We start from the raw sequence: 13,352 nt of genomic DNA on the forward strand, positions 1-13,352 counted from the left end.
CTTGCTCGCGAATGCGGTGTCTCAGTCACAGGGATATCAACTGACCGATTGCCTTCGCGAGCAAGCCCGCTCCCACAAGGGCTCAGTGAGAAATCAGAGTTGTCGCCACATGTGAATCTTGTCGAAGTAGTCTTCGCCGACCCGTACCGCCAGCGGCTCCAGTCCGAACTGGATGAAGCCGCAGCGCTGGTACAGCTTGAACGCGGCGTCGTTGCCAGCGGTGACGGTCAGTTGGATCAGTTTCAGTGCCGGATGGGTGTGCGCTTCGGCGATGGCAGCCTGCACCAATTCACGGCCCAGACCGTGCTGGCGAAAATCGGCTGATACGTACATGCCGAACAGGGTCGACTTGTGCCGGGCCTTTTCCCGAGGTTCGAACGCCAGGCCGACGATGCCGGCCAGTGTGCCTTCCTCGAACGCGCCGAACACCGCGTCGAGCTTGCTGGTCAGCCGTGCTTCCCACCAGCTCAGCGGCATCACCGCGCGCTCGCGCACGCTGGAGGTGAACGCCTGCGGATGGCGGTCGTAGGCTTCGAGCATCAGCTCGCGGTAAGCCAGCGCATGACTGGCGTCGAGGCGCTCGATCCACATGCTCAGGCCGTCCTGCGTTGTTCAAGCATCAGGCGCACCGCCAGAGCGGCGAGTACAAAACCCATGAAATAACGCTGCAGCGCCAGCCATGTCGGGTTGCGCACGAACCAAGAAGCGATGCCTGCCGCGAACAGCGCGATCAGCAGATTGACGCTGAAACTGACGCTGATCTGGGTCAGGCCAAGAATGATGCTCTGGGTGAACACCGAGCCGTGTTCGGGGGTGATGAATTGCGGAAACACCGAGAGATAGAACACGGCGATTTTCGGGTTCAGTGCGCTGGTGAGAAAGCCCATGGTGATCAGTTTGCGTGACGAATCCGCCGGCAGTTGCTGCGCTTCGAACGGCGAGCGCGCACCGGGTCTGACCGCTTGCCAGGCCAGCCACAGCAGGTAAAGCGCACCGGCCCACTTCAGCACTTCATAAGCCATCGGCACCGCCAGAAACACCGCGGTCAAACCCGCCGCTGCAGCAAACATATGCACGAAAAATCCCGCGACCACACCAAGCAACGAGGTGACCCCGGCCTTGCGCCCCTGGCAGATCGAACGCGAGATCAGGTAGATCATGTTCGGCCCCGGCGTCAGCACCATCAACAGCGCCGCGGCGGCGAAGATCAGCAAGTCTGGAAGCGGGATCATGGTGGGCGTCCTGTGCGTGGAGGATCAGGCGATCGCGGTCAGTGAGCTGCGATAAAACGGCAGGATCAGGTCGCGTGTCAATGGCGCCAGAACCAGACCCGCGTCAGTGGCCGGATCGATCCAGATCACTTCCTCGATTTCGGCAGCGGGCGTCACATCGGCGTCGATGGTTAGTTGAAAGATCTCCGCTTGCACGACGAATCCCGGCTCGTTGGCGGCCGGTGCCGAGAACTGGCCAAGGAAGCAGGCCTGCGCCGGGTCGATTTGCAGGCCCAGCTCTTCTTCCAGCTCGCGGGCCAGTGCGTGCACCGGCAACTCATGCGCTTCGATCTTGCCGCCCGGTTGCATGAACGCCGTGGTGCCGCGCTTGCGCACCAGAAGGGTCTGGCCTTCGGAATTGAGCAGCAGCGCAGCGGCAATTCGAATGAGGCCGGAAGGCTGAGTGGGAAAAGTCGACATACAAGAAAAGCCTTTGGCGCAAAAACGGCAAGCATCACATGCTTGCCGTTACCGAGCAAAGCCACTGCCGAAGATTTTACGTGGCTTGCTGAAAATCCATCTCCGGCGGCTGACGACGAAAGCCGCCGGTGAGCACCGCCAGATACACCACGCCAATCGCCAGCCAGCTCAGGCCCAGATACACCGCCAGGTGATCGAGGCTGACCATCAGCCACAAGTCCGCCACCAGCCCGATGAACGGGAAGACCAGAAACAACACCAGCTCACGCGGGCCCTTTTTCTCACCACCGATCCAGTAGTAAAAAATCACCGACAGGTTGACCAGGCTGAAGGCCAGGAACGCGCCGAAGTTGATGAACGAGGTCGAGGTGGTCACGTCGAGTTTCAGCGCCAACAACGCCACCACTGCACACAGCAGGATGCTGTTGACCGGTGTGCCGAAGCGCGCATGCAAGGTGCCGAAAAACGACTTGGGTAACACGCCGTCGCGGCCCATCGCAAACAGCAGGCGCGAACCGCTGGCCTGGGCCGACAACCCCGAGGCGAACTGGCCGACGATCAGGCCGATGAGGAAGATCGAGACGAACAGATCACCGCCAATGTTGCGCGCAATTTCATAGGCTGCCGAGTCGACGCTGTCGAACTGGTATGACGGGTGCGCGATCTGCACGAAGTACGACACCCCGACGAAGATCAGTCCGCCGATCAGGGTGATCAGCATGATCGCCCGTGGAATGGTGCGCCGTGGGTCGCGGGTTTCTTCGGTCAGCGTGCTGACCGCATCGAAGCCAAGGAACGAGTAGCAAGCGATGGCCGCGCCGCTCATGATCAGCGGCATCTGCATATCGCCGTTGAAGAATGGCTTGATCGACCACAACGGCGTGCGCGCATCGCCGCCAACGTAGTGCACGCACAGCGCGACGAAGGCGATCAGCACCAGAAATTGCACCAGCATCAGCAAGGCGTTGATGCCGTTGGCCAGTTTCAGACCGATGATGTTGATCGCGCTGGTGATGCCGATGAACGCCAGTACCCAGATCCACTGCGGGATCGACGGGAAAGCCGACGCCAGATACGCCGCGCCGATCAGCCAGATCGCCATCGGCAAGAACAGATAATCGAGCAGCACCGCCCAACCGGCGATGAAGCCGAGCTTGGGACTGATCGCCTTGCGCACATAACTGTAGGCAGAACCGGCGACCGGGAACGCGGCGGCCATGCGCCCGTAGCTCATGGCGGTGAAGAACATCGCCACCAGTGCCGCCAGGTACGCGGCCGGGACCATGCCGGCGGTGGATTGCGCGAGGATGCCGAAAGTGCCGAGGACAATGATCGGCGTCATATAGGCGATGCCGAACAGCACCACCGACCCTAATGACAGGGTGCGTTGCAAACGAGCCATGAGCGACTTACTCCGAATGTTATTGGATTTATGGCAGAGCCGAGTTCGGCGAATGTTTCGGGTGTGGCGTTGTTGTTTTTGGATCAAACAGGCGTGTTGTCTGGACTGGCCTCTTCGCGAGCAAGCCCGCTCCCACAGTGACCGCGTTCCCCTGTGGGAGCGGGCTCGCTCGCGAAGACGTCAGCGCGCTCGACACGCAATTCGGATCAACACAACGGAATCAGCAACTCACGCAGTCCAGAAGCGTGCTCCACCACCTCCCCCGGCAGTTTCAAACGCTGATCATCCAGATAGCGGTAATCCTTGCGCGCAATCGCCAACCGGTCGAAATCCAGCTCGACGCTGAACTGCCCTTCCTCACGCCCCGCTTCGAACAGCAATTCCCCCAACGGATCGACCAGCGCACTGCCACCGGCAAACATCAAACCGTCGTCCCCCGCCTCAACGCGATTGACCATCAGCGCAAACGCCTGATTCTCCTGGGCGCGGGCCATGATTGCGGTACGGTGGGTCGGCGCATACGGATCCATGTTGCCGTTGGTCACGATCAGCAATTCGGCGCCCAATTGCGCCAGTGCGCGGGCGGACTCAGGGAATTCGATGTCGTAGCAAATCAGCAGGCCGACGCGCACACCGTTCCACTCGCAAGTGGCATAGCGGTCGCCCGCCTCGAACACGCCGCGATCCGAAGCCCAGAGGTGGGTCTTGCGGTATTTGAGCGCGATGCCTTCCGGGGTGATCAGCAGCGTGGTGTTGTAGAAGCGCCCGTTGTCGTTCTCGGCCATGCCGATCACCACGGCGATGTTGCGCTCACGGGCGGCGGCCTGCACGGCGCTGACGGTCGGGCCATCGACCGGCTCGGCGATCTGCGCCACCGTGTCGGCGTTCGGGAAGCCCATCAGGTGGGTTTCCGGGAACACGATCAATTGTGTTTCGGCAGCGCACGCGGCAATCGCCGCGAGAGCACGTTCGAGGTTGTACGCCGTGTCTTTGTCACGGCCCGCCAGTTGGGCGAGTTCGACTTTCATCGCGAGTCCTTGTGGTCATGGCCGGGCGCTGAAAGATTGCCCGGTGGCTGTCTGTGGGCCAGTATGCGCAGCAAGCAACCGGCCAGGGAATCACGCGGCCGGGGTAACCCGATAGGGGTAGATCCATGACCGTTTCGTTTGATGACATCACCTGGCACCGCGCCGTCGGGCAACTGATCGACGCGCTCGACAAGCCGAATTTCTGGGCGCAACTGGTGCGTTTGCTCGACCAGTACGTGGCGTTCGATAGTTGGGTGGTGCTGCTGTTCAGTGCCGATCAGCACCCGCAGGTGTTCGCCGAATGCCCCGGCGAGGACGGCAGTCCCGACCCGCTGTTTCAGGATTATCTGCGCGGGTTGTACCTGCTCGACCCGTTCTACACCGCCTGCCGCGAGCAGTCGCGCACCGGGTTGTACCGCCTGTCGGAGGTGGCGCCGGAGCATTTCGAGCTGACCGAGTATTACCAGCGATACTTTCGTCTGAATGTGGTCGCCGACGAAATCCAGTTCAATTGCCAGCTCGAAGGCGAACGCACGTTGTGCCTGTCGCTGGGCAGTGAAAAACGTTTCACTGGCGAACAGATTGCCTTGCTGTCATTGATCCAGCCGTGGGTGCTGGGCCTGTTGCGTCAGCGCCTGCCGTACGAGATCAACCAGACCGTGGCCCTCGCTGCCGCGCCTGCACCCGCTGACTGGCGGGTGCAACTGGAAGCGTCGGTGCAACAACTCAAGGGTGCGCAACTGACCGCCCGGGAGCTGGATGTCGGGCGTTTGATGCTCAGCGGTTGCTCCAGTAAAGAAATCGCCCGTAAGCTGGAAATCTCCGTAGAAACCGTGAAAGTCCATAAGAAACACATGTACAGCAAGCTGGGGATCAAATCCCAGTCGGAGCTGTTTTCGATTTTTCTCCAGGCGCAGAACGCCTGATACAGCGCTGTGAGCTTTTCTGTGGGAGCGAGCTTGCTCGCGAAAGAGCCGTCATAACCGACATATGCGTTGACTGGCCCACCGCTTTCGCGAGCAAGCTCGCTCCCACAGGGATCTGCGGCGCTGAACAATCCAAGTCCGAACCAAGGAAACCGTATGAGCCTGTCACTCCTGAGCCGCTACGCCTTCTTTGCCGTCTGCGTGATTTTCACCCTCGCCAGCCTGCCCTTTCTCGAACACGACTGGCTGTGGCCGATCACCGCCGTCACCGGCGTGCTGAGCCTGCTCGGTCTGTTCGACCTGCTGCAAAGCCCGCACGCGGTGCGCCGCAACTACCCGATCCTGGGCAACATCCGCTATCTGGTCGAAGGCATCCGCCCGGAGATCCGCCAGTACCTGCTGGAATCCGACAGCGACGCCCTGCCCTTCTCCCGCGCCCAGCGCTCGCTGGTCTATTCGCGGGCGAAAAATGAAAGCGCCGACAAACCTTTCGGCACGCTGATCGACGTCTATCAATCGGGCTTCGAATTCATCGGCCACTCAATGCGCCCGGCGCCGTTGAGCGACCCGAGCAGTTTCCGCGTCACCGTCGGCGGGCCGCAATGCACGCAGCCGTATTCGGCCTCGGTGTTCAACATCTCGGCGATGAGCTTCGGCTCGCTCAGCGCCAACGCGATCCGCGCGCTGAATCAGGGCGCCAAACTCGGCAACTTCGCCCACGACACCGGCGAAGGCAGCATCAGCCCGTATCACCGCGAACACGGCGGCGACCTGACCTGGGAACTGGGCAGCGGCTACTTCGGCTGCCGCACCAGCGACGGCCGTTTCGACCCGGAACGCTTCGCCACTCAGGCACAGAATCCGCAGGTGCGGATGATCGAAATCAAGATGAGTCAGGGTGCCAAACCCGGCCACGGCGGGATCCTGCCCAAGCACAAGGTCACCCAGGAAATCGCTGACACCCGCGGCATCATGATGGGCGAAGACTGCATCTCGCCGTCACGCCACAGCGCGTTCTCCACGCCGATTGAAATGATGCATTTCATCCAGCAACTGCGTGAACTGTCCGGCGGTAAACCGGTGGGTTTCAAGTTCTGCCTCGGGCATCCGTGGGAGTTCATGGGCATCGCCAAGGCCATGCTGGAAACCGGCATCCTGCCGGACTTCATCGTGGTCGACGGCAAGGAAGGTGGCACCGGCGCAGCGCCCGTGGAGTTCACCGACCACATCGGCGTGCCGATGCGCGAAGGCCTGCTGTTCGTGCATAACACCCTCGTGGGCCTGAACCTGCGCGACAAGATCAAACTCGGCGCCAGCGGCAAGATCGTCAGCGCCTTCGACATCGCCAGCGTGCTGGCCATCGGCGCCGACTGGGCCAACTCGGCACGCGGTTTCATGTTCGCCATCGGCTGCATCCAGTCGCAGAGCTGCCACACCAACAAATGCCCGACCGGCGTCGCCACCCAGGACGCTCTGCGCCAACGCGCCCTCGTTGTCCCGGACAAGGCCCAGCGCGTCTACAACTTCCACCGCAACACGCTCAAGGCGCTGGCGGAAATGCTCGCCGCAGCAGGCCTTGAGCATCCGTCGCAACTGTCGGCCAAGCACCTGGTGCGCCGCATGTCGGCGACCGAGATCAAACTGTTCTCGCAGCTGCATGTGTTTCTGAAACCGGGGGAATTGCTGACTGGGGAAGTGAATGGCGAGTTTTACTCGCGGATGTGGCAGATGGCGCGGGCAGACAGTTTCGAGCCGCAGGAAGTGGCGGCAGCATGATGATCGATGCGCCGGTCCGACCGGCAGGCTGGCGCATCAGCTCCGCTGCTGGCGAAACAACACAAAGCGGAAAAAGCCGTAGCCCGACGTCAGGTTCAGCGCGGTAAACACCGTCACCGTCAGCAAGCCATGCCAGCCACGGGTATCGGCAATCGAGCCGATGCCGAAGCTTGCTCCTCCCAGCAGACACATAAACAGCAAATAACCGAATACCGACGTTTTGCTGTCAAAGATGTAGAGCATATTCACGTAAAACGAGAACGCCGCCGCCACGCAAAACGCGGCGAAGTTACTGGCTGCCTGGGTCAACCCGACGGCGCTGCACAAAACAAAAAACATCTGCCAGTGGATAAATGCATCGGCGATTCCAATCACTGTCAGCGCTGGAAATCCTTTCATGTTCATTCCTTGCCATGGCTTCGTTCGGCTGACTTTTGAAGCTAGGGCAAGGCGCTTGAGCGGTCTACTGTCAGAAATTACAGGTACAGGGTGGATTGCGACAAACGGTCAGGCTCACCACTGCAGCAATCTGTCTTGTTGAGAGGTTGTATCGCTCTTTCAGACTCGTGGTTAAAGCCCCTGTAGCGTCCATGAAAAAAGCCTCGACCAATGGGCCGAGGCTTCTTTATGACCGCACTTTCAGCTTACGAAGCCGAACGCACCGCACCCTGCGTTTCGCCGGTCGGCTGCAACTTGAACACGTAGAACAACACGGTCAGCAGCACCAGGAACACCGGCCCCACATACAGCGCCACGCGCGTGTCCGGGAAGTACGCCATCAGGCCGACCACCAGCACCAGGAACGCCAGCGCGAAGTACGAGCTGACCGGGTACAACCACATCTTGTATTTCAGGCCGGCACGTTCGCTGGCGCTCAGGCCTTTGCGGAATTTCAGTTGCGCCAGCAGGATCATCACCCAGGTCCAGATCGCGCCGAAGGTCGCGATCGAGGTGACCCAGACGAAGACTTTCTCCGGCACCAGGTAGTTGAGCAGCACGCCGATCAGCAGCGCGAAAATCGACAGCAGCAGCGCGCGGCGTGGCACGCCATTGGAGGTCTTGGCGAACCCGGCCGGAGCCTGGCCGTTCTGCGCCAGGCTGTAGAGCATGCGCCCGGTGCTGAAGATGCCACCGTTGCACGACGACAGCGCCGCAGTAATCACCACGAAGTTGATGATGCCGGCGGCGGTCTTGATCCCCAGACGCTCGAAGGTCATCACGAACGGGCTGCCCTGAGTGCCGATTTCGTTCCACGGGTAGATCGACAGGATCACGAACAGCGCGCCAACGTAGAACAGCAGAATGCGCCAGAACACCGAGCCGATGGCATCGGGAATGGTCTTCTGCGGGTTCTTCGCTTCACCGGCGGTCAGGCCGATCATCTCGACACCGAGGTAGGCGAACATGACCATCTGCAGGGACATCAGCACACCGGTCACGCCGTTGGGCATGAAGCCGCCGTGGGCCCACAGGTTGGAAATCCCCAGCGCCACGCCGTCGTTGCCGAAACCGAAGGCAATGATGCCGACGCCGCCGATGACCATGGCGATGATGGTGACGATCTTGATCAGGGCGAACCAGAACTCGAACTCACCGAAGGCTTTTACCGCGATCAGGTTGATCGAGCCCATGCTGATCAGCGCCGCGAGGGCCCAGATCCAGCGCGGTACATCGGGGAACCAGATGCCCATGTACACGGCGACGGCGGTGATTTCCGCGACGCAGGTCACCAGCCACAGGAACCAGTAGTTCCAGCCGGTGAGAAAGCCCGCCAACGGGCCGAGGTAGTCCTGGGCGTAGCGGCTGAACGAGCCGGCCACCGGGTTGTGTACGGCCATTTCACCGAGGGCGCGCATGATCACCAGGATCGCCAGACCGCCGAGAATGTAAGACAGCATGATCGCCGGGCCAGCCATTTCAATGGCCTTGGCCGAGCCGAGGAACAGGCCGACGCCGATACAGGCACCGAGTGCCATCAGGCGAATATGCCGTTCGCCGAGTTCGCGTTTAAGCGGGCCGCCGTGAGCGGTCTCGCCATGGGGCAGGTGATTGCCGACTGGCATAGGGATACAACCTCGTCTTGTTATTGGATATGACCACCGTGTGTCGAAGCCTCGACCGATAGGCCTCAGCTTCCCGACACCGCGCCTGCTTCGTGGGCAGACGCGTCATGCAGGACCCTGCCTGCAAGATCAGCGGGGCGTGCAGTATAGAAAGCTTGATACAGGGATTTTCACTCTATAATCAACAACATTCAGCTAGAAGTCTCGGCAGAAAGCCGCTTTGCGGAGAGATATTACCTGATATGCGTAGGAATATTCACCACAAAAAAGGCTGGCGAGTATTGCACGATGATGGTGCACCGTCATGGCCCTGCTTTGGTGGTATTGCGTGGGGGACGGCTCTAGCACAACTGTTTCAATGAACTTTACTGTCTAATCTCCTGTGGCGAGGGAGCTTGCTCCCGCTCGGCGGCGCAGCCGTCGTGATACCCGCGCACGCGGTGTTTCAGACAGATCTCGATTAGGGGGATTGGGGCTGCTACGCAACCCAGCGGGAGCAAGCTCCCTCGCCACAGAGGATGCGACATCTGGAAATTTTCGGACAGTCATCGCGGACCCAATTTTTGAATGCTGCGACTAGCGTGAATAAGGATTGAACTCGCAAAGGACGCAACGGAATGCGTAAACCCCTACATTCACATCGGCTCCGCCGAGGGCGTTGTTCGGAGTCAGGACGTGCTTATCTCATAACCGCCGTGGTGTATCAGCGACGCAGAATATTCAGCGATTGGCAGGTGGGGCGTTTGTTGGTAGCGGAACTCCGGCGAGCTCATGACCAGCGATGGGTCGACTCGATCGCCTGGGTGGTGATGCCTGATCACCTTCACTGGTTGGTCCAGCTGGAAGAAATACATATTGAACGTCTGATGCAAGCGGTGAAATCCCGAAGCACATTGTCGATCAACCGTGCCCTGAACCGAAAAGGCGCGTTTTGGCAAACCGGCTATCACGACCGCGCCATCCGTGATGGTGAGGACTTGAAACCGTTCGCCCGTTACATCATCGCCAATCCTCTACGGGCCGGCCTGGTAGAAAAAATTGGTGACTACCCACTCTGGGATGCCTGCTGGCTCTAAAGCTCCCACCCCCCCTGTGGCGAGGGAGCTTGCTCCCGCTCGGCGGCGCGGCCGTCGTATTACCCGCGCACGCGGTGTTTCAGACAGATCGCGATTAGGGGGATTGGGGCTGCTACGCAACCCAGCGGGAGCAAGCTCCCTCGCCACAGGTGCAGTTTTCTTCAGAAACCACCCCCACTCAAACCCCGTACTTTTTTTCCCCCATCACCAACCACCGTCTAAGCTTCAGTCAAGTCCGATCAATCTGCGTGAATGGATCAATCGACTATGGGCGCTTTGTGGCAAACCGATTCGAGTAAAGCCGTGGTTCCGACTGAACGTGTGGATGAAGCGCCTGTTCCCCCCCAAAAACGCCGCAGCCGACATGGCTGGAAGGCGTTCTGGTTGTTGCTGCTGATTATCGCCATCGTGGTGGGTCTGGCCGCGAGCAAGGAAATGCGCACCTCGCGTTTCCAGTCCCGTGAGCTCAGCCAATACGCCGCCTCGCTCAAATATCAGTTGGAACCCGGCCCCAGCGAAGCGATCCGCTATCCGGGCAATGGGCCGTTCGATTTGCGTCTGGGCTACAGCTCCCTCGACGAATTCCTGCCGCGTCTGCTCAAGCGCAATTACGTGATCACCGAGCAGTCGCGGTTTTCGCCCGCGCTGCTGAGCTACACCGACAAGGGCCTGTTCGTGCCCTATTCGGAAAAAATCCAGGCCGGGCTGTCGATTACCGATTGCCGCGCTGCGCCGTTGTATCAGTACAAGTACCCGCAGCAGCTGTATTCGAGTTTCGCGGCGATTCCGCCGGTGGTGGTCAGCAGTCTGCTGTTCATTGAAAACCGCTTTCTGCTCGACCCCAGACAACCGCTGGCCAACCCGGCGGTGGACTGGCCGCGCTTCGGCATGGCCGCCTGGTCGCAGGTGGCGAAGTTGTTGAGCCTGCCGGGGCAATCGGCGGGGGGCAGCACCCTGGCGACGCAACTGGAAAAGTACCGGCACTCGCCCGATGGACTGACGGTGTCCGGCGCCGAGAAGATCCGTCAGATGATTTCCGCCAGCGTGCGCGCCTATCAGCCGGGGCCGGAAACCCTCGGCGCGCGGCAGAACATCATCCGCGACTACCTCAACAGCGTGCCCCTCTCCGCCGTGCCGGGGCATGGCGAAGTACACGGCATGGCCGAAGGTTTGCGGGTCTGGTACGGCAGCGATTTCAACCAGGCCAATGCACAGCTGAACAGCCCGGCCACTGATCCGCAAGCCATGGCCGACAAAGGTCTGGCCCTGCGCGAAATGCTCTCGCTGATGATCGCCCAGCGTCGCCCTTCGCATTACCTGAACAAGGGCCGTGAAGAACTCGCCAACCTCACCGACAGCCACTTGCGCCTGCTCAAGCAGAACGGCGTGATCGACGCCGCGCTGGCCGATGCCGCACTGGCGAGCAAGGTCACCTACCGCGACTGGCAGACCCAGCCGACCATCCAGCCGATCGAAACCAACAAGGGCATCAGCGTCGCCCGCAGCCGTCTGGCGAGTATGCTCAACCGTCCGCTGTATGACCTCGATCGCCTCGACCTGTCGGCCACCAGCACCTTGCAGGGCGAATTGCAGACCCAGGCCACCGACTACCTGAAAAAACTCGCCGACCCCACGTTTGCCGGGCAGATCGGTTTGATCGGCGAACGCCTGCTCACCCCCACCAGCACCACCCAGGTGCGCTACAGCTTCACCCTGTTCGAACTGACCCCGGACGGCTCGCGCGTACGCGTGCAGACCGACAGCACCGACCAGCCGTTCGACATCAATGAAGGCAGCAAACTGGAACTCGGTTCGACGGCGAAGATGCGCGTGCTCACCACTTATCTGCAGATCATCTCTGAACTGCACGACAAGTACGGCGCCATGAGCGTGCCGGAACTGAAGAAAATCGAAGTGCCGGATCAGGATCGCTTGAGCCAATGGGTGATCGATTACCTGATCCAGAACAAGGATCACGATCTGTCGAAAATGCTCGGCGCCGCGCTCGACCGCAAGTACTCGGCCAGCCCCGGCGAGGCGTTTTTCACCGGTGGCGGCCTGCACGTGTTCAACAACTTCCGCAAGGAAGACAACGGCCGCCTGCCGACCCTGCGCGATGCGTTGCGCGAGTCGATCAACCTGCCGTTCATTCGCCTGATGCGCGATGTGGTGCGTTACGTCACCTACTCCGGCCCCAACAGCAGCGCCGAGTTGCTCAAGGACGACCGTGACCCGCGACGTCAGGAATACCTCGCCAGTTTTGCCGATCGCGAGGGCACTTCGTTTCTGCTCAAGTTCTGGAAGAAGTACAGGAACAAGGACACCCAGGCGCGCCTCGACACCTTCCTCGACAGCATGCGCCCAACGCCGATCCGCATGGCCGCCGTGCACCGTTATCTGCTGCCCGATGCCAGTCAGGAAGATTTCAACAGCTTCGTGCGCGCGCACCTCAAAGGCGCCAAGCTCAACGAGAAACTCACCGACGACCGTCTGATCCGGCTGTACGACGCTTACGGCCCGGGTACCTACGATCTGCCGGATCAGGGCTTCATTGCCAAGGTTCACCCGCTGGACCTGTGGCTGATGGGCTACCTGCTGCACAACCCGGACGCCACCTTCAGTCAGGTGGTAAAGGCCAGCCAGTTCGAGCGTCAGGAGGTCTACAGCTGGCTGTTCAAAAGCAAACACAAGGGCGCCCGTGACAGCCGCATCCGCACCATGCTGGAGATCGAGGCGTTCCTGGAAATTCACCAGCGCTGGCAGAAAGTCGGCTATCCGTTCGATCACCTGGTACCGTCACTGGCCACCGCCATCGGCAGTTCCGGCGACCGCCCGGCGGCACTGGCGGAGCTGATCGGCACCATCCTCAACGATGGCGTGCGCATGCCAACCCTGCGCATCGACAGCCTGCACTTTGCCGCGGGTACTCCCTATGAAACGCGCCTGACCAACGACCCGCATGTGGGCAAACGGGTGATGCCATCGGAGGTCGCCACGGCATTGCGCGAAGCCCTTTCGCAAGTGGTGGACTCGGGCACAGCGAAACGGGTTTCCGGCAGTTTCAAAATCGCCGACGGCACCCCGCTGGTCATGGGCGGCAAGACCGGCACCGGCGACAACCGCATCGAAGCCATCGGCTCCGGCGGGCGGATCCTCAGTTCGAAGTCGATCAACCGTACCGCGACCTTCGTGTTCTACATCGGCAACAACCACTTCGGCACGCTCACCGCGTTCGTCCCCGGACGCTCGGCGGAGAATTTCAAGTTCACCTCGGCGCTGCCGGTGCAAGTGCTCAAGGGCATGGCGCCGATCCTCTCGCCGTACCTGCAACCGGGTACGCACACGATGTGCCAGGCGCCGGAGGTCACCGCCGCCCGCTAAGCCACGAAA

Annotated in this window: 11 protein-coding genes; 4 read left to right on the plus strand and 7 right to left on the minus strand. The window is 60.8% G+C overall.

From position 1 onward, the window contains the following. Window positions 1-93: 93 nt before the first annotated feature. From AC1RBR_RS21510 to AC1RBR_RS21530, 5 genes are all read right to left on the minus strand, one after another. A complete protein-coding gene (locus AC1RBR_RS21510; protein ID WP_166497559.1) occupies window positions 94-591 on the minus strand; it encodes a GNAT family N-acetyltransferase in 498 nt (165 codons plus the stop codon). 2 nt (window positions 592-593) lie between these two features. Further along, window positions 594-1,232, minus strand: a complete 639-nt coding sequence (locus AC1RBR_RS21515) for a LysE family translocator (RefSeq protein ID WP_492566516.1) — start codon at window positions 1,230-1,232, stop codon at window positions 594-596. Window positions 1,233-1,256: 24 nt separating this feature from the next. Further along, on the minus strand, window positions 1,257-1,691 hold the full coding sequence (locus tag AC1RBR_RS21520; RefSeq protein ID WP_492566518.1) for an NUDIX hydrolase: 435 nt from the start codon (window positions 1,689-1,691) through the stop codon (window positions 1,257-1,259). A 76-nt stretch (window positions 1,692-1,767) separates the two neighbouring features. Further along, on the minus strand, window positions 1,768-3,093 hold the full coding sequence (locus AC1RBR_RS21525) for an APC family permease (RefSeq protein WP_492566519.1): 1,326 nt from the start codon (window positions 3,091-3,093) through the stop codon (window positions 1,768-1,770). Window positions 3,094-3,299: 206 nt separating this feature from the next. Then, on the minus strand, window positions 3,300-4,121 hold the full coding sequence (locus AC1RBR_RS21530) for a carbon-nitrogen hydrolase family protein (RefSeq protein ID WP_492566520.1): 822 nt from the start codon (window positions 4,119-4,121) through the stop codon (window positions 3,300-3,302). 125 nt (window positions 4,122-4,246) lie between these two features. Here AC1RBR_RS21530 and AC1RBR_RS21535 point away from each other — a divergent pair, with 125 nt between their 5' ends. Continuing rightward, entirely contained in the window at window positions 4,247-5,047 is an 801-nt protein-coding gene (locus AC1RBR_RS21535; RefSeq protein WP_492566521.1) for a helix-turn-helix transcriptional regulator, read from the plus strand. A gap of 156 nt (window positions 5,048-5,203) precedes the next feature. Then, window positions 5,204-6,823, plus strand: a complete 1,620-nt coding sequence (locus AC1RBR_RS21540; RefSeq protein WP_095136930.1) for an FMN-binding glutamate synthase family protein — start codon at window positions 5,204-5,206, stop codon at window positions 6,821-6,823. A 36-nt stretch (window positions 6,824-6,859) separates the two neighbouring features. Here the strand turns inward: AC1RBR_RS21540 and AC1RBR_RS21545 are convergent, their stop codons facing one another. Together AC1RBR_RS21545 and AC1RBR_RS21550 are read right to left on the minus strand one after the other, a co-directional pair. Further along, the gene (locus tag AC1RBR_RS21545; protein WP_492567264.1) at window positions 6,860-7,222 is read right to left on the minus strand and encodes a GtrA family protein; all 363 of its coding nucleotides are present in this window, start codon (window positions 7,220-7,222) and stop codon (window positions 6,860-6,862) included. Window positions 7,223-7,467: 245 nt separating this feature from the next. Next, entirely contained in the window at window positions 7,468-8,886 is a 1,419-nt protein-coding gene (locus AC1RBR_RS21550; RefSeq protein ID WP_095136929.1) for an amino acid permease, read from the minus strand. A gap of 617 nt (window positions 8,887-9,503) precedes the next feature. Here AC1RBR_RS21550 and AC1RBR_RS21555 point away from each other — a divergent pair. Both AC1RBR_RS21555 and AC1RBR_RS21560 read left to right on the plus strand, forming a co-directional pair. Next, window positions 9,504-9,962 (plus strand): REP-associated tyrosine transposase, encoded by a 459-nt coding sequence (locus tag AC1RBR_RS21555; RefSeq protein WP_492566523.1) that lies wholly within the window; start codon window positions 9,504-9,506, stop codon window positions 9,960-9,962. 267 nt (window positions 9,963-10,229) lie between these two features. Next, complete coding sequence (locus tag AC1RBR_RS21560) at window positions 10,230-13,343, plus strand: transglycosylase domain-containing protein (RefSeq protein WP_095136928.1); 3,114 nt, start codon at window positions 10,230-10,232, stop codon at window positions 13,341-13,343. The last annotated feature ends 9 nt before the right edge of the window (window positions 13,344-13,352 follow it).

Source organism: Pseudomonas sp. GW823-FHT01D03 (genome assembly GCF_058798255.1).

Excerpts from the sequence above, each read along its gene's own strand:
- AC1RBR_RS21550 (WP_095136929.1), bottom strand. The coding sequence starts at position 8,886 with ATGCCAGTCGGCAATCACCTGCCCCATGGCGAGACCGCTCACGGCGGC.
- AC1RBR_RS21560 (WP_095136928.1), top strand. The coding sequence starts at position 10,230 with ATGGGCGCTTTGTGGCAAACCGATTCGAGTAAAGCCGTGGTTCCGACT.
- AC1RBR_RS21545 (WP_492567264.1), bottom strand. The coding sequence starts at position 7,222 with ATGAAAGGATTTCCAGCGCTGACAGTGATTGGAATCGCCGATGCATTT.
- AC1RBR_RS21510 (WP_166497559.1), bottom strand. The coding sequence starts at position 591 with ATGTGGATCGAGCGCCTCGACGCCAGTCATGCGCTGGCTTACCGCGAG.
- AC1RBR_RS21535 (WP_492566521.1), top strand. The coding sequence starts at position 4,247 with ATGACCGTTTCGTTTGATGACATCACCTGGCACCGCGCCGTCGGGCAA.
- AC1RBR_RS21530 (WP_492566520.1), bottom strand. The coding sequence starts at position 4,121 with ATGAAAGTCGAACTCGCCCAACTGGCGGGCCGTGACAAAGACACGGCG.
- AC1RBR_RS21540 (WP_095136930.1), top strand. The coding sequence starts at position 5,204 with ATGAGCCTGTCACTCCTGAGCCGCTACGCCTTCTTTGCCGTCTGCGTG.
- AC1RBR_RS21525 (WP_492566519.1), bottom strand. The coding sequence starts at position 3,093 with ATGGCTCGTTTGCAACGCACCCTGTCATTAGGGTCGGTGGTGCTGTTC.
- AC1RBR_RS21520 (WP_492566518.1), bottom strand. The coding sequence starts at position 1,691 with ATGTCGACTTTTCCCACTCAGCCTTCCGGCCTCATTCGAATTGCCGCT.
- AC1RBR_RS21515 (WP_492566516.1), bottom strand. The coding sequence starts at position 1,232 with ATGATCCCGCTTCCAGACTTGCTGATCTTCGCCGCCGCGGCGCTGTTG.
- AC1RBR_RS21555 (WP_492566523.1), top strand. The coding sequence starts at position 9,504 with ATGCGTAAACCCCTACATTCACATCGGCTCCGCCGAGGGCGTTGTTCG.